At 48.9% G+C, this 17,077-nt stretch carries 13 protein-coding genes; 2 read left to right on the forward strand and 11 right to left on the reverse strand.

Features of this window, described 5'->3' with window-relative positions; all coding sequences use genetic code 11:
* Positions 1–163 precede the first annotated feature (163 nt).
* The 6 genes from ACKWCC_RS12205 to ACKWCC_RS12230 form a co-directional block, all read right to left on the reverse strand.
* The gene (locus tag ACKWCC_RS12205) at positions 164–562 is read right to left on the reverse strand and encodes a hypothetical protein (protein WP_413996222.1); all 399 of its coding nucleotides are present in this window, start codon (positions 560–562) and stop codon (positions 164–166) included.
* Positions 559–978, reverse strand: coding sequence for a GreA/GreB family elongation factor (locus ACKWCC_RS12210; protein ID WP_413996223.1), 420 nt, complete (start codon positions 976–978; stop codon positions 559–561). The genes ACKWCC_RS12205 and ACKWCC_RS12210 overlap by 4 nt, the downstream gene beginning before the upstream one ends.
* A gap of 163 nt (positions 979–1,141) precedes the next feature.
* Positions 1,142–2,428, reverse strand: coding sequence for a Glu/Leu/Phe/Val family dehydrogenase (locus ACKWCC_RS12215; protein ID WP_413996224.1), 1,287 nt, complete (start codon positions 2,426–2,428; stop codon positions 1,142–1,144).
* 11 nt (positions 2,429–2,439) lie between these two features.
* Entirely contained in the window at positions 2,440–2,637 is a 198-nt protein-coding gene (locus ACKWCC_RS12220; protein WP_413996225.1) for a hypothetical protein, read from the reverse strand.
* A gap of 574 nt (positions 2,638–3,211) precedes the next feature.
* Positions 3,212–4,537 carry a sigma-54-dependent transcriptional regulator gene (locus tag ACKWCC_RS12225; protein WP_413996226.1) on the reverse strand — a complete coding sequence of 442 codons (1,326 nt, stop codon included), beginning with the start codon at positions 4,535–4,537 and terminating at the stop codon, positions 3,212–3,214.
* A gap of 2 nt (positions 4,538–4,539) precedes the next feature.
* A complete protein-coding gene (locus tag ACKWCC_RS12230) occupies positions 4,540–5,628 on the reverse strand; it encodes a sensor histidine kinase (RefSeq protein WP_413996227.1) in 1,089 nt (362 codons plus the stop codon).
* A 277-nt stretch (positions 5,629–5,905) separates the two neighbouring features.
* Here ACKWCC_RS12230 and ACKWCC_RS12235 point away from each other — a divergent pair, with 277 nt between their 5' ends.
* Positions 5,906–6,385: a Dps family protein gene (locus tag ACKWCC_RS12235; protein ID WP_413996228.1), complete on the forward strand. Its 480-nt coding sequence runs from the start codon at positions 5,906–5,908 to the stop codon at positions 6,383–6,385.
* A gap of 444 nt (positions 6,386–6,829) precedes the next feature.
* Here ACKWCC_RS12235 and ACKWCC_RS12240 read toward each other — a convergent pair whose 3' ends face one another.
* Both ACKWCC_RS12240 and ACKWCC_RS12245 read right to left on the reverse strand, forming a co-directional pair.
* Positions 6,830–7,732, reverse strand: coding sequence for a 3-keto-disaccharide hydrolase (locus ACKWCC_RS12240; protein ID WP_413996229.1), 903 nt, complete (start codon positions 7,730–7,732; stop codon positions 6,830–6,832).
* A gap of 376 nt (positions 7,733–8,108) precedes the next feature.
* A complete protein-coding gene (locus tag ACKWCC_RS12245; RefSeq protein WP_413996230.1) occupies positions 8,109–9,557 on the reverse strand; it encodes an NADP-dependent isocitrate dehydrogenase in 1,449 nt (482 codons plus the stop codon).
* A 388-nt stretch (positions 9,558–9,945) separates the two neighbouring features.
* On the opposite strand from ACKWCC_RS12245, the gene ACKWCC_RS12250 reads away from it, so the two are divergent.
* Positions 9,946–10,200, forward strand: coding sequence for a hypothetical protein (locus ACKWCC_RS12250; protein ID WP_413996231.1), 255 nt, complete (start codon positions 9,946–9,948; stop codon positions 10,198–10,200).
* Between the two features lie 212 nt (positions 10,201–10,412).
* On the opposite strand, the gene ACKWCC_RS12255 is transcribed toward ACKWCC_RS12250, so the two are convergent.
* The 3 genes from ACKWCC_RS12255 to ACKWCC_RS12265 form a co-directional block, all read right to left on the reverse strand.
* A complete protein-coding gene (locus ACKWCC_RS12255; RefSeq protein WP_413996232.1) occupies positions 10,413–11,528 on the reverse strand; it encodes a DUF4185 domain-containing protein in 1,116 nt (371 codons plus the stop codon).
* 229 nt (positions 11,529–11,757) lie between these two features.
* A complete protein-coding gene (locus ACKWCC_RS12260) occupies positions 11,758–15,114 on the reverse strand; it encodes a VCBS repeat-containing protein (RefSeq protein ID WP_413996233.1) in 3,357 nt (1,118 codons plus the stop codon).
* 96 nt (positions 15,115–15,210) lie between these two features.
* Positions 15,211–17,064, reverse strand: a complete 1,854-nt coding sequence (locus tag ACKWCC_RS12265) for a RagB/SusD family nutrient uptake outer membrane protein (protein WP_413996234.1) — start codon at positions 17,062–17,064, stop codon at positions 15,211–15,213.
* Positions 17,065–17,077 lie beyond the last annotated feature (13 nt).

Consider the following 17,077-nt stretch of genomic DNA (forward strand, 5'->3'; position numbering starts at 1 on the left):
GGCTAAAAAAGACAGGCTTCCCTTGGCCGTTTTTCCGCCCAAGGCCCAATCATCTGTACGAGGCAATTATTGTGAACGAACGGGCAAAGGCCTCCTTTCAATGGTGTTGGAGCCCCGATTGCCAGCTAGGGACCTGTGGGCTGTTTTCCTGTTGGGGCCGCCACTATGGCCGTGGCGGGTCGGTGGCCGCCACTTGCTCCATAATGGTGAGTTTTAAAGTGCGATAGGCCTCAATGTGCTTGGCATAGCGCTGCCTGTGCTGCTCATGGTTCTCCAAGTGGTAGGCATCGCAGGCCATGGTGTCGCATTCCAGGGCATTCGCCATGTCCTTGGCATAAAGGCGCAGGTGTAGCAGGGCGAAGTTGTTTTTCTCCCGCAAGCGGTCCAACTCCGCCGTGAGCTCCCCGCTCTGGGAAAGGCCTGCGGACAAAGGGCGCAAGAGCGCCAGTTCTTTTTCGGCATGCTCCAGGTCCTTGATCCATTGTGCTGCCTCTGCCCGGTCTTTTTGCAGCATGATCTCACTGTCGGGGTCGTGCGGATAAAAGGGCTGTGCCGTGCTCATAAGATCATGTTTAGGTTAAGGTGCTTTTCTTCCTGTACCACTTTTTCCAGGGTGAGCTTTTGCTCGCCGGCGGGAAATTCCCAAGTGACCGTGTCTCCTTCCGCGTAACCGATCACCGCTGCGCCCATTGGGGTGAGCAAGGATATTTTGTTGTTCTTTACATCGCCCTCATTGGGCAGTACCAACTGAAACGTCTTGTGCCATCCGGTCTCGGACGCTATGGTGACCGTGCTGTTTATGCGCACCACATCTTTGGGCATCTTGTTTTCATCACAGATCTTGGCATCTTCCAACTCCCGGGCCAAACTGCCCACCGACTTCTTAAGGGTAACATCTTGGTGGAATCCAGAGAGGTTCAGTACCCTTTTTAAAATGACGTATTCTTTTTTCTCAATGACCAAATTTTCGTACTTCATGTCTCAGGTTGTTAACTGTTAATACTGCCTTTTCTCCATAATGGCGCAGGCCTGCCATCTATTCAATGCACGCACAATGGTTTGGTGCGCGGCCGGGGCACGCACCAAGCACCATACAAAATTAGGGTTGTTCCCTGGCCACTTCCCGTATGGGAACGAAGGATCAGGGAAAGATACCGCGTTGGGTGTAGGCCTGTTCCAGGCGCTCAATGGCTATGACAAAGGCGGCCGTGCGCATGTCCAGGTTTTGTTCCAGTGCGGTGTGTTGCACCTTGTCATAGGATTCCCGCATCTTCTTTTCCAACTTTTGCAAGATCTCATCCATTTGCCAGAGTTCCCCATTGCGGTTTTGCAACCATTCAAAATAGCTGCCTATGACGCCACCGGCATTGCATAGAATATCGGGGATGATGTCCACGCCCCTTTCCAGCAATATTTTTTCGGCTTCCACATCGGTGGGCCCGTTGGCCCCTTCGGCAATGACCTTTGCCTTGATGTGCGGAGCCTTTAGGGCCGTGATCTGGTTGCCCAGGGCGGCAGGGATACAGATGTCGCACTCCAGGCCAAAAAAGTCCTCGTTGGCCATTGGGGCGCCTTGGGCAAACCCTTCAACATTGCCATTGTTGGCTTGGGCATAGGCCAAAAGTTCGTCTGCGGCCATCCCGTCTTCGTTGTACAAGGTGCCCGAGGCATCCTGTACGGCCACAAGCTTGGCCCCTTCTTTTTCCAGAAAATGCGCCGCCCAATACCCCACGTTTCCAAATCCTTGCACAATAAAGGTCTTGCCGGTAAGGTCCAGCCCCTTGTGGGCCGCCCAGAACTTAATGGTCAGGAACACCCCGTAACCGGTGGCCCTGTCCCTACCTTGGGAACCTCCGCTGCCCGTGGGCTTGCCGGTGACCACGTGCAGGTTTTTGGAGCGCTCGTTGGGCGATTTGGTAGACATGTACGTGTCCAAGATCCAGGCCATGGTCTGGGCATTGGTGTTCACGTCAGGGGCGGGAATGTCCAGTTCGGGACCAATGTTGTCTCCCAGGGCATAGGTGAAACGCCTCGTGATGCGCTCCAGCTCTGCGGTTGAATATTTTTTTGGATCCAATTCAATGCCGCCCTTGGCGCCGCCGTAAGGAAGCCCGGCAAGGGAGGTCTTCCAGGTCATCCACATGGCAAGGGCCCTTGCGGCATCAATATCTACCGTGGGATGGTACCGAAGACCGCCCTTGTAAGGCCCCAGGGCATTGTTGTGCTGTACGCGATAACCGGTGAAGATCTCCACCTCGCCGCTGTCCATCCGAACCGGAAAGTGAACCACCAGTTCATTGTTGGTCACCTCCAAGATCTTACGGATGTTCTTGTTAAGGCCAATGATGTCCGCAGCATGGTTAAACTGCCTCATCACATTGTCAAGCATCCCTTGCTTGTGCACTTTCTTTACTTTTTTTACTTTCATTTGTTGCATGTTTAGAAGAAGACCCGCTCCCTTTTTGAATGGCGGGACTTGCTTTTGTCCTTGATCGTTTTTTTTCCAAAGGTGGGAGCATTGTGGGCCACAATGTCCATGTATTCGCTACAACTGCTCACATTGTCCTTATCTTTGGTAAGGACGCAATACACCTTGTGGGCACAAAGATTGCAAATGCTTTGATTTAAACTTCCCATATTCATCATTTTTTAATGCGCACAGCCACCATTTTGCCAAATTGATCTGTTCGATCGCTTTTGTGGCCCTGCTGGCTGGGGCATAGGTGGGGCACCGTTCTTTTTCGTTGCTCTTTTCCATAGCTTGTTGGCGAGGAAACCGCTTTTTTAGGTTCAGTACCAACATTGGGAACTCCGTTATGGCAAATGGCGTGCCCTTCCCGTCACGGATTGGTTTAAACCAATTAAAGTATTGTTTGTCAATTATTTATATAAAAAATTAGGGAAGTGTGCTTTTTGCCGTATGGGGCGGTTTTACCCATCTGGGTAAAAACAGTCCATCTTTATTGAGTTCAATGCACGTTCCACCCTTGCGCGCAGGGGCGCAGGGGACGGGAGATGTTTTAAAGACGGTTCCCTGGGTAAGTTGGTCCGGCACCGGCGGTTCTGGTTGTTTCACCGGGATGTTTGGCGGGCTGCTTTTTTTTGCTCTGTTCACCAACGGGGCAGCGCAGCGTATTGGGCTACCAGCTACCTTAAAAAGGCCCAGGCCATTGTGTTGGGTTGCTTGGAAGCCCTACCGGGCGGGGCGGTCTCACTTCAGTTTTTCCCGTAGCGTTTTGCGATCAATGCCCAGAATTTCTGCCGCTTTGGTCTTGTTTCCCTGGGTGGCGGCCAATACCCGCTCAATATGCCTTTTTTCTAGATCCTTTAGGCTCACAAGGTCATTGGCTTGGCCAAATGCTATTTTGTACTTTAAATGTTCCGGTAGGTCCTTTACCTCAATGCGGCCATCGGCCATGATCACCGCGCGCTGTATGCTGTTTTCCAGTTCCCTGATGTTTCCCGGCCAGGGATAACGTTCCAGGATGCGCAGGGCATCTGGGGCAATGTGCATGGGCCGGTCCTTGTATTCCACCCCGTATTTTTGTACGAAGCGCTCTGCCAAAAGGGGAATATCGGCCTTTCTTTCCCTGAGTGGCGGCACGTTGATCTCCACCACCGTGAGCCGGTAGTAGAGGTCTTCCCTAAAGGTCTTGTTGGCAATGTCTTCCCGCAGATCCGTGTTGGAGGCGGCCACGATGCGCAGGTCCAGGGGTTCTGCCTTTCGGGATCCCACCTTGGTGATCTCCTTTTCCTGCAAGGCCCGCAACAGCTTGGTCTGGACGGCAAGCGGGGCGCTGCCTATCTCGTCCAGGAAGAGGGTGCCCCCATTGGCCGCCTGGAAAAACCCCGGACGTTCTTCACTGGCACCGGTAAAGGCCCCTTTGGTATGGCCAAAGAGTTCTGCCTCCTGCAAATTTTCCGGGATGGCGGCACAGTTCACGGCAATGAAGGGGGCCCGGGCAAACTTGCCACTGTAATGTATGGCCCGGGCCACCAGCTCCTTGCCCGTGCCGCTCTCCCCGAGGACCAGTACCGTGGCCTTGTTGTCCTTGACCCGGGCGATGAGCTCCGCCATTTTACGAAAGGCCGGGGAGGTGCCCACCATGTCCGGGTAGCGCAGAGGGGGCAATTGGCCGCTCTTTTTGGTCATGTTTTGGCTGCGGGCCTGTCCCAAGGCCTTGTTCACCGCATCGTTGAGCTCTGCTTTGGTAAAGGGTTTGGTAAGGTAGTCGGTGGCACCCGATTTAAAGGTCTGCAAGGCCCCATCCACGGAAGGATAGCCGGTGACCACCAATTTGGGCAGGGCGGGATAATGCTCGTCCGTGAACTTCAGGAGCTGCAGCCCGTCCACTTCGGGCATCTGTATGTCCGTGATCAACAGGTCTATATGGGAGCCCTTTAGAATCTGCACCGCCTCTTTTACGGAGACGGCCTTAAAGGTGTGAAAATCCCAGGACTTGAGGTGCCGTTGCAGTAGTTCCAGGATATCCATGTCGTCATCCACCAAAAGGATGTTCTCCTTGCGCAATGCCATAGTCAGCTTTTTGGGAAATATACGGTAAAGATAGTGCCTTTGGGGCGGTTGGGGGCATGGGCAATGTGGCCCTTATGGCTGCTGATGATGCCGTGCACCACACTAAGGCCCAGTCCCGAGCCCTCTTTTAGGGGCTTTGTGGTGAAAAAGGGCTCAAACACCTTGTCCTCGTTTTCCTTGGAAATGCCGGGACCTTGGTCCGAGATGGTGATTTCCACGCCCTTGGTCATTTTTTTGGTGGTCACGGTGATCTCTCCTCCCTGGGGCGAAAAATGGATGGCGTTCATGATGAGGTTAAAGAGCACTTGGGTAACCTGTACCGTATCTGCCCTTAGCGAAAGGGTTTGGGGGGCCAAGTGGCTGTGCAGCACTATGTTCTTTTGTTGCAGGGCCGGCTTTAGGAGCTTTAGGGCGTTCTCCACAATGGGGTTCAGGGAAATGGTCTGCATTTCCTGGGGCATTTCGCAGGCAAAGAACATGAGCTTTTTTACAATTTCGCGACTAAAAATGGCATTGTCCATGATTTTTTTGAGGTCGCGCACGTTTTCCTCGTTTTTCACCTTGTCCCGTAACAGTTCTGCAAATCCCAGGATGTTGGCCAGAGGGGTGTTGAGCTCATGGGCTATTCCCGCCGTGATCTCCCCAAGGATGTGGAGGCGATCGGCACGCTCCATTTGCCGTTTTATCGCCGCTTCACTGTCGCGGATCTGTTTTCGCTCCAACAGATTGCCCACGGCAATGCCCACATTGTCCAACAGTTTCTGTTCCTCTTCCAAAAAATCGTTTTTGCTGTGGGTGTCCGAGGGGTAGCCCACGGTAATGGCCCCGTCCGGTACGTTGAACACTTTGATGGTGGATGTAAGGCAGACCATATCTTCCTTGAACCCCGGAGTGCCCAACCTGTACGGACCGCTGTGGAGCAGCACCGCTGCCCGGTCACTGTACTGCCACGCCCTCTTTAGGCAATGGGCAATGGCGCGCAGGGAGGTCTCCAGTTCCTCATAGTCAGAATTTACAATAATGCTGCTTACTTCGTACAGGCAGGTAAGTTCCTTTAGGCGTTCCTTTAGCTTGGCTTCGGTGGTGGTCATGGGCTTGCGATTATGGACTTTTATGCAAGGTGACAAAAATTTATCAACTTAAAAAATACGGGGAAGAGGCGGTGTGTGCGTTCTGTGGAAAATAGGGGCCCCAAGACGTATGACGATCAAAAATAGGCGTTGAAATCCGGAAAACCGATGTTTGGGTGCTCTATCCGAAAAATGTTGATGGTAACGGGCGTTTTTGGGCCCAAAGCCCTACGTTGTGCTTATTTTGAGACCGATGCAAGAAGGCATCGCCATTAGTTTAATCCTTTAATATCATAGCATGCGAACAAATATTGGAATATCAAAAGAAAACAGAAAAGCGGTAACGGAAATATTGGAAAAGGTACTGGCAGACGAGTTTGTCCTTTATACCAAGACCCTGCGTGCGCACTGGAACCTGGAGGGCCACGACTTCCATACCAAGCATGAGTTCTTTGAGGAGCACTACAATGCCATCAAGACCTTTACGGACAGCGTGGCCGAGCGCATCAGGAAGTTGGGCCACTACTCGCCGGGCACCTTGCAAAGTTTCTTGGACCTGACCCATCTGGGCGAGAAATATGAGGGCAGCAACAGCAGCCACGATTACATCGAGGCCCTTTTGGAAGACCACGATGCCATTATCCAGTACATTAGGTCCGAAATCCCAAAAGTGGAGGACGACCACAATGATGCGGGGACCGGCGATTTCCTTACCGGCTTAATGCAAGAGCACGAGGAAATGGCCTGGATGTTGCGCGCCACCATTGCAAAGGTATAGCGGTATTGGGGATGTTGGCAGTGAGTACGGAGTACGGAGTATTGAGTACTGAGTACTGAGTATTGAGTACGGGGTATTCAGTATTGTATGCTGGGAGGTTGGTGTCGAGGTGATTGCGCTTTGGGACTTGGGCTGAAGGCCGTTGTTTTGGCTTTCAGCCTCTTGCTTTGTTTCTTACTATGGAGAATGAAGAGGTTTCTTTTGGGCTTCTCTGGTTAGTGTTAACCGTTTTTAATCTAATCTCTTTTCTTGACTCTTGTTTTTTGCTTCTTGCCTCTTTTTTCCCCACCGTCATGGCGAGGAGCCAGTACCAAGTGAATTGCAGTGGGTAGAGGGTAGAGGGTAGTTGGGAGAGGGTAAACGATTTTTTCTCTTTTTTGCCTCTTGCCTCTTGTCTCTTATCTCTTGTTTCCCCCACGTCCTGCAATCCAAACCGGCATACAATCAATACAGGCAGCTATCCGGGTCGGGGGCAATGTAGTGGGCGCGGTAGTTTTTTGCTTTTGGGTCCATACAGCCTTTGAGGTTTCTGAGTTTCACTGTCCTGAAATCTATGGGCTGTCCCTCACTCTGCAGGGCAATGAAGCCCTCTTTGAGCGGGGTGCCGTCCACTTTATGTTTGGGGTCATAACGGTTGGCCACGCCACCGCCCACTTGGGGCTTGCTGTATTGGAGCACGGTCTCACCGTTGATGATATGTGTGATGAGCGAATCTCCCAAAACAATGGCCTCTGCGCGTACCCATTGATCCCCATAGTAGGTTTTGGAGCTGCTGCCAATGCAGTGCCTGGGGTCCACTTTGCCTTGATACACCACATCCGTTCCCGGGGAGCACATGTTGCCCGTGGGGCGTTCCTTGCCTTTTTCAATACCGGCCAAGAACTGCATCTCCACGGATATGGGCCAATCCTGTTCCTTGGGCATTGTCCGTGGGTCTTGGGAATGGAACATGATACCACTGTTCTTTAGGGTGTAACTGGGCGCACCGGGATGCAGATCGCCCACAAAGCGGTACTCCACCACAAGGTGGTAATAGGCATAGGGCGTGTTGTAATAGAGGTGCCCAAAACGATCATTGAAATCGCCCGTATATTGGTCATAGCGCACTTTTATGATGCTGTCCTGCACCCTAAAGGTGTCCCCATGGTTGTCTCCCGCTTCATAATGGTGGATTTTGGCGGTCCAGTTGGTAAGGTCCTTGCCGTTGAAGAGGGGTATCCATTCGCCCTGCTTGGCAGCTACGGTGTTCTGGGTCCCGTGGTTTATTTTCTGGGTGGTGCCGCATTGGGTTAGGAGGAGGGCCAGGAGGCAGAGTGATGGGATTCTTAAAAGGGAATGGGACATCATATCTGAACGTGTAAGGCTGGCAAGATAGTGACTTCTTTTTAGTTGGGGGAAGGGCTACCTTCTTTTTGACGGGACATCAGTTGAACATAGGATACTTTTAATATGGCCCCAAAAAATCCTAGTGTCCGGTTACATCGCCAAAACGGTTGCACTGCCGGGCTTTTGAGATTCTGGTTTTTACAATATAACAAGGGAAAACCAACTACTGCGTTGACGTTTTTGGTTGTTTAAGAAGAATTGTCCGAGTATTAGCGGACCATCGTTTTAAACAGAAGTTTTTTGGAAGTTGTGCAATGGGTTTAAGCTAAAAGCCCCGTAACCTTTTAGGAAACGGGGCTCATCGCGATTACGTTCAATCTTTATAGTTTACAAAACATCACTGCCCCTGTCCCAAAGAGAAGCCCAGTTCACCGTTAAAACGGCAAAGGTTCTCTGTTTTGATGATGTCCAGGCCGGCCTCGGTGATCATCTTGCTCAGGGCAAGGACATCATTGTAGCTGCTGGGCTGGTCCATCTTCTTGGAGGTAAAACGGCACCTCCAGTGGTCCGTGCAGAAGGTCTCCGGGTTGCCGTTGGGGTACACCTTTACGCCCCTGTTGGTGATGAGCTGTATGGAGAAGGGCCCTGACGTGAACTTGCTCAGGATGTCTCCCAGCACGTTGGGGTCGCGATCTTCCCCGTTCCAGTGCAAGAAGATGTCCACGCCCACCAAGTCTTTTTTGGCAGGTTCCAACTTGTCAAAATGGCCTTGTATCTTGTGCGTGGTACCGGCGCTATAGGCAATGGGCGCCAATTGCTGGGGCTCTTGGCCCAATCTTTCAATGACGGCATCGGCAAAACCGGAGGTGCCCACTTTCTTGGTGCTCACACCTTCCTTGAACAGGTCATAGGTGTGCACGCCATCTTCCATGGTCCTGAGCCAGGCGTTGTGTATTTTTTGGGCCACTTGGGGTTGGCCAATGTACACCAGCATCTGTATGGCCCCCAACAAGAGGCCAGAGGGGTTGGCCATATCTTGCCCGGCCCGGCGAGGGGCAGAACCGTGAATGGCCTCGAACATGGCGTATTCGGCACCAATGTTTGCACTTCCGCCAAGCCCCACGGACCCTGTGATCTGTGCGGCCACATCAGAAAGGATGTCCCCATAGAGGTTGGGCATTACGATCACATCAAAGTTTTCAGGGGTATCGGCCAATTTTGCGGCCCCTATGTCCACGATCCAGTGCTCGCTCTCAATGTCCGGATACTCTTTTGCCACCTTGTCAAAGGTGCTGTGGAAAAGTCCGTCCGTGAGCTTCATGATGTTGTCCTTGGTAAAACAGGTCACCTTTTTGCGGCCGTAGGCCTTGGCGTACTCAAAACCAAAGCGTATGATCTTTTCCGTTCCCGGCTGGGTAATGAGCTTTAGGCACTGGGTAACCTCATCTGTCTGTTGGTGCTCAATGCCGGCATAGAGATCTTCTTCGTTCTCACGGATGATCACCACGTCCATAACGGGATGCTTTGTGGCCACATAGGGGTGATAGGATATGCAGGGCCTAACATTGGCGTAGAGGCCAAGGGTTTTGCGCGTGGTCACGTTCAAACTTTTGTAGCCGCCGCCCTGGGGGGTGGTTATGGGGGCCTTTAGAAACACTTTTGTGCGCCGTAGGGATTCCCAGGCTTCGGGGGCCATTCCGGAACTGTGCCCTTGTAAGTACACCTTTTCACCAATGTCTATGGTCTCCACTTTGATCTCTGCACCCGCGGCTTCCATGATCTTCAACGTGGCATCCATAATTTCGGGGCCTATGCCGTCGCCCTTTGCAACCGTGATATTTGTCATCTAGCTTTTATTAAATTAAGGTTATTGAAAAGTACTTAAATGATGCCATTAATGGACATTAATGGTTTTAGCGATAAAAATAAAGGTAATTTATGGCAATAGCAAAAAAATGGACGCACGCCAGTCTGCCATTTTGGGGACATTCCCGGGGTATGCCCGTTTCGGGAACACCAAAAAAGGCCGTTAACGGCGGCCACCCCAAGTGCCATTGTTGGCAGTCCATTTGGCAGCGGCCGCACAAGAGCCCTGTTTACACCCGCCCTGCCAATTGTTTTTATCCTTGTTGCCCAATATCCCAAACACCTATGGCCCCACCTCCTTTCCTGTCTTAAAAATTCTGGGGGATTTTGTACCTTGCCTCAAGGACATTAACAAAATTTAGTATGCCATGAAGGGTTTGTTGGGGATAAAAAAAGAGGTCGATGCTTTTTGCGCCACTTCCAAGTACACGGAATTGGAGGTGGTGGAGGCGCTGAAGAAGCACTATTTCAACAAGGCGTTGAAGGCCGAATTGATACTCTACAAAAAGAAAAAGAAGAAAGTGGCGCAGATCACCCGGGACCTGAAGATATCCCACAGGCGTTTTTATGCCATATTGGAAGAGAAGAACATTCCCCACACCAAGTACAACAAGGCAAAATAGATCTTATTTGCTGCGCTTTTCTTCGTTTTAAGATGGGCAGGCCGGGTGCCCTTACCGTTTACCGTCCCGTTCCTGGAAGCCATATTGGCCTTTGGAGCATTTGGCATATCTGTTCTGGCCCAGAATTGTTGGTATGGATCAAAGGGGAAACAAGGGCGGGTTTTGGGCTGGAGTGTCCATTAAAAGGCCTGCGAAACCAAGGTGCTATAGGTCTAGGGACCTAGGATCATTTGTAAGGGCACCCAAAGGAAACGTGGTCTGTAGTATTCCACATGTTCATGGATTTTGGGAACCATAAAACTGTTTACGCAATACGAGATCAAGAGGCGATCATCCTGAATATACTGCGGATGCGCCATGGCATTGTAGGTAAATAGCCGGTCTTCACTGTATTGTTCCTGTTCCGTGGTGTGATACAGCTTTTTTTCGTTGCCCCAAGGCCCTACGGGAGAATTGGATGTGTAAGAATAAATGTTTCCTGTGGTAAAATCCCTATCCATCATTAAAAGCACATAAACTTTTCCATACTTGAAGACCGAGAACTGTTCGGGCACCAATTTGTTTATGCCTTTCAATTTTTTGGTTTCTGAAGGATTGGCCACCCATTCGCTACCGTCAAAAAATTGATAATTCTTTAATTTCCCCTCTTTGGGATCAAGCAACGCCCGGGCAACATGTAATTCTGACACTTTCCCATCAAACTTAGAACCATAAATGTACACGTAACCGGATTGGTTCAATAAACTATGGCCATAATGCACATCGTTCACATTGGAATAGGGAAAATTTTCCACCGATACCACCTTGAAATCATTTTCTGCCATTCTAATGTAATCCGTTCCAGTGAACCGGAAGCCCCAGTCTTCGTCAATATGTTCAAAACGGGTCATGAACAAATGCAGCAGTCCTTTCCTCTTAAATCCATCACCAGGCCAATAATACTCTTTTTCATTGGCCGGTTTTAAGAAAGACTCAGGTTTGTCAGGCGTGCCATTGTACAAAGCCTTGTGAATCCCCTTTTTGTTGTCAATTATGATAAATGAATTGTTTATCATGATACTGCTGGAGTCCCTTTTTCCGTGCTCTACCTTGGAAAGAAAGGAGTCTCCCATCATGAAAACGGATTCTTTTTTTGATAGGGGAAAGGAAATAACACCGTCTGCACCAGTAATTCCAAGACTGTCCACCATGACCAGTTTTTCAAAATAAGGGCTCTGGCTTGCAGAATTACCTGTGTTGTTTGTATCTGAATAGTTCTGCTTAGTGGCACAGCCCACTGTGAAAAGTAGCGTGCCAAGTATAAAAATTGTCCATTTTTTTAACGTCATGGTGGCATTTTCAGGGTTAAGAATCTTATGTGGTCTTTTCGTGAAACAAGAAATGGCCAGATGATGTCCATACTTGTTCAAGGCGTCTTCCGGAGCGTTCACGCATCATTGCAATGTTCTGAATGCCAGAGGAAAAGGGTGGTTTAACAGAACGTCAAAGATTTTTCCCATTCTGGTTTCGTCAAAACAAAAACCGTTAGGGGGAACCACTTAAAGATAGGCCAAGTTCTTAGCTTTTCGCGATCAATTGCAAAAAGTCATTGTTCTTGGCTATCAAGAAGCCCTCTTTGCCTCCTGCCAATCTTATTTTGTGTATTGATTTTACTTCTCCAGAAATGTGAACACCTGTTTCATAGGGTTTCAATGCTTTAAATTCCCCTTTCCCATTTCCTATCAAGACCAGGCCATACCCCGCATCGTTCCTTGGTGTTTCAACCTCCGATCCATAGAGATTTCCAGCTCCCAGTACATCCAAATTGCCATCGTTGTTGAAATCACCGGTAGCAAAGTCGTTTAATGAGGATAGTTGGGCAAACAGTTCCAATCTTTTTAACTGGAAAGTTCCGTCTCCCAAATTCTCTACATAAACGCTGCCAAAATCCTCCACGCTGAATTTTGTTGATTTCTCTAAATGCTCCTTGGAGTATATCTGGGCCAGGTTGGCCTCTGCAAAGGAATTGTAATCCTTGAATTTCTTTTTGATGGCCGGTATTTGTTGCGATGAGCATTCCCTGCCCCTGACCGGGTATTGTTCTCCGTCCTGGTAATAGGATAGGACCAAGTCTTCATTGTTGTTGCCATCGTAGTCATAGGTGTACAAAGTAAAGGGTTCTCCCTTTTTTGCTTTGTACTTATAGTTGTACCCCAGGTTGCCGAAAATAAAATCGGTGTCACCATCGCCATCAAAATCACTGTCTTCCATGCCATACCACCACCCCTGGGTGTTGGAGAGTTGGGCCTGTTCTGTTCTGTCCGTGAACTTTCCATTGTTGTTTTTCAAGTAGGTGATCGGCATCCATTCACCGATCAGCATCAAGTCCAGTGCGTTGTCTTTGTCCAAATCTATCCATTTTGCCTTGGTTACCATTCCCAAACTATCCAAGATCGGGGCTATGTTGGAAGTGACATCTGTAAACTTTACCATATTGCCTTGACTGTCATTTCTTAAAATCACACTCCTTGGTGCCTTTGGGTAGTTTCTTGGCACAATTCTTCCGGCAACGAACAAATCTTCATCCCCATCATTGTCATAGTCGGCAGCAGTCACATACCCCCCGCTTTCCGTAGCGATGGGCAAAGCGGACTTTGCCCGTGCAAAACTGCCCGCTCCCAAATTTATGTACAACCTGTCTTGATAGGCTTGGTGACCAACCGGGTATTCATTGCCACCGCTTACCACATATAGGTCTTGGAGCCCATCTCCATTGGTATCCACAAAAATGGCACTGGTATCTTCCTGGAATTTGGATTCGATCCATGGCCCTTCCTTTATCTCCTTGAACTTTCCGTTGCCCTCCTGAACAAACAAGGACCCTGTGCTGCCGTAGGCACCCCCAACGTAAAAATCGTCCAGGCCATCATTGTTAATGTCGCCAACGGCCAGGGCAGGGCCATACTCAGAAATATTGTGCGGCAACAATACCTGATATCGGTAATCATCGAATGAATTTTCTTCGTGCTTGAAAACGAGACCGGCATCATCCGTAATATCCTTAAAGAGCGAACTGGCTTCTTTTACGGTTGCCGGGGTTTCTTGAGAACCTGCATGATCTACCACCATTGTGGTATTGATTTCTACATCTTGGAGAATACTGGTGCTGCCAGTGGGCCATTCCACAACAACCCTATGAACCCTGTCATTGTCTCCAAGGCCAAAAACGAGCTCCGCGGGAACGGAAGACTGGAAACCCCTGGTCAAGGTGAGTTCTTGGTACTGTTCATTTTCTTTGGTGGAAACCCAGACCTTTGCGCCAATGCCAAAGGGGTTTTTGGCGGGCCCTTTAAACTTGACCTTGATGAAATTGCCAAGACCATTTTCAACGGCATTGTTTTTAAACACACTGGCCTCCTCATTTAAATTGTTGATCACAAGATCCAGGTCGCCGTCATTATCCAAATCAGCATAAGCAGAGCCGTTCGAGAAGCCCTTTTCATAAAACCCCCATTTTTCGGTCACCTCTTCAAATTCAAGATTTCCTGAATTTTTATAGATTAGGTTTGGAATTTTCTCTGAGGGCATTTGTGCATTTAGGCTCAACCAATCCGCATTGTCCAAGTCCGATTCCTCGAGATTGATGAAAAAGTCTTTGTTGTTGATTTCATACCGTATGCCATTGGTTACCATTAAATCTTTGTGGCCGTCAAAATCAAAGTCGGCAAAAAGAGGCCCCCAGCTCCAATCGGTGGAGTGCACATTTGACAAACGGGCAACATCTGAAAACATGGGCAGTCCTTTTTCGTTCAACCCCATGTTTAGCTGCAGCATATTGGCAGAATATTGGTGGTGCATATCATTTTCAACAATGAGGTGAAATCTATCGGGGTCCATACTGTCCATATTGGCCTTTGACCTTCTATTGTCGTCCGGAAGCATATCTGCCTGAAAAAAATCGAGATAACCGTCATTGTTAAAATCTGCCGCATCCGTGCCCATCCCAAAATAGGCTGTGTGCTTTGTAAGTTCCAGGTTGTAATCACGGAACGTACCATCCTTATTGTTGATCAGAAAATAATCAGGGGTCACAAAATCATTGGATACGTACAGGTCTTGCCAACCGTCTTGATTATAGTCGCCGACCGATACCCCAAGCGATAATCCGTATTTTGACAATTTGGCTTCCTTGGTGACATCTATAAAGCCCTCCCCAGTATTTTGATATAGCCGATCGCTGTCCCTGTAGGGCACGTTGTTCTTTTGGTATTCCTTGAACTTCTGCATGTTTTGGCCGGCAGTGTTCACGGGGTAGTTCAACACATAGAGGTCTTGGTCTCCGTCCCTGTCATAATCAAAGAATACGGCTTGGGTACCATGCCCAATGTCCGCAACTCCAAATCTTTCACCGGACTCTGTAAAAGTTGGGTTCCCGTTCTCATTGGCATCGTTTATATAAAGTAGGTTTTTTGTGGTGTCCCAGATACCGGAGACACTGACATAAATATCCAGCCAACCATCTTGGTTGGCATCTCCCATGGTTACTCCTGTGACCCATCTATTGTCTGCACCAACACCTGCCTGTTTGGTTATGTCCTCAAACTTAAAATCACCTTTGTTAAGGTAAAGTTTGTTTTCTACCATATTGCCGGTGAAATATAGATCTTGTAGGCCATCATTGTTTATGTCGCCAATGGCCACACCGCCTCCCATATATATCTGTATGTACTTGAAATAATTTACAGAATCATTTTCTATGAGGTTGTTGGCAAAATCTATTCCCGATCGTTCAACGGATACCTTGGTGAACAATTTCTCATCTTTGGCCATATCCTTCTGCCGGTCTGAGCAATTGATCAGGGACAAAAAGCCCATGCTTATGACCAGGTTCCTTAACATTTTATTGGCCTTGAGTGTGCGCTCTTTGAAAAACATATAGTACGATTAACAATGGGTTTAGAATAAAATTCCACCTATATGGTCATATAGATGGAATTTACAACTCAAAAACTAACTCAACAAATTTAAGTTTCAATCATAACCGGGGTTTTGCTCAATTCCGGTTCTATTGATTTCATCCCTTGGTATGGGAAGTAGATAGTAAAAATCACCCGGCCATGGTTCCCTTTGCTCAACAATGGGACCGTATTCAAAAGTCAACCTGCCCCCGTCGGACCAATCTTTGGTAACCGATGTAAGTCCGTTAACGGGGTTGATGTCTATATGGCCAGGGCCGGCTTTCCAGCGTAATAAATCCCAGAACCTGTGATCTTCCAAGGCAAGTTCCACTGCCCTTTCCCTTCGGTAAACTTCTACCAATTCTGCTCCTGTTGCCGTTATGGGCGGCATATTGACAGAGGGTCTGGCCCTGACCAGGTTGATGTAGTTTCGGGCCTCATCTTCATTGCCCAGGGCCAACTGTATTTCTGCATAGTTGAGATACATCTCTGCCAATCTTATAAATGTGGTAACATTATTGTATTCAAAATTAACATCTGCCCTGGGGCCTTGAAAGTCCAACAACTTATTGAATATGTAGCCCGTTTGTATGTTCCAATGAAATGGGGTGCGGCCTTCTACCCAATATGATCTGGAGTCACGCCCAAAATCAAACAATACCTGGCCATTGATGGGGTCTGTTTGCTGTGGGTTCTCATTTGGTATGTCAGGGTTGGCATCTTCCCAATATTCATAGGTTCTAACTGTGGTCCTGCCGCCATCTATGATATTTAGCGGGGGGGCGTCTGGATACAGAACGTTAAAGTAAAACCGGGGGTCCCTGTCCACAAATGGGTTTTGGGGATCATGGCCGGAATTAGGGTTCAAGGTAAAGTTTTCGTCCAGATACGGATATTCGCCATTGGTCATTTGGTGCATGTTTACGAACCGTTGTGTAGGGACCTGCTTTTGTTGGGCGTCAAACCCGGCCGGCCAGAAATCATAGTTATATCCCCAAGCCAATCCAAAAGCGACGGATTCGGTGCCGTTCTGAATCGTAAATTCGCGCCCAAATATTACCTCGTCCTCTTTAAGGGGTTTGTTCTGGACCTGGACATGATCTGGATGCAACGAATAGCCCAAATCAAAAACTGCCTCATGCGCCGCAGCTGCAGCCTGCCATTTTGAAACATCGTTTGAAGGATTGTTCAAGGGGCTTGCCATGTACATGAGCAGTCTGGCTTTCAGTGCCAGTGCCGCCCCTTGGGAAGCCCTGCCGGTCTCCATATCTTCACCGGCCAACAGTGTTGCACTGCGATCCAATTCTTGTATTACGAATTGGGCAACCTCGTCATAGGAGGCCCTGGTTACTTCTGTGTTCTCAGCCTCGTCCAGTGCCACGGAGCTGGTCAATAAGGGTACCCCTCCAAAATGCCTGAGGAGTTCAAAATAGATATACGCCCTCTGGAACGTAGATTCTCCGGTCAGTACACGCAACCGGTTTTCGTCCAACTCTGTATTGCCCTCCGTTTTCTCAAAGAACACATTTATCCGGCGGATATACTCATAAGAGTTTTCCCATAAATTGGTTCCTCCTCCGTTATCGGCCAATCTGGTAAACGTTTCCACAAGATCGGAGGTAAGGTTTCCTTCCCTGTACGGTATGGCAGAGCCACCGTACTGTAGGGTCTGATCTTGAAAGGTGGCAATGTCCGTTAAACCAATGTACCCTCCTGCATCCGGGTTAAAGTGCTGTCTAATGCCCCGGTAGTTTCCATTGACATAATTGGTAAGGAAGACCTCATCTGAGAAAACAGCTGTTTCTGTAATACGATCTAAGGGGGTTAGCTCCAAAATATCTTCATCACATGACTGGAGGCCGATCAAGATGGCAAACAAGAAGGTGAACGCCACAAATGACTTGGTGTTTAAAATTGAATTTTTCATTTCTCTTTTTTTT

Source organism: Maribacter aquimarinus (assembly GCF_047345505.1).
Taxonomy (GTDB): Bacteria; Bacteroidota; Bacteroidia; order Flavobacteriales; family Flavobacteriaceae; genus Maribacter.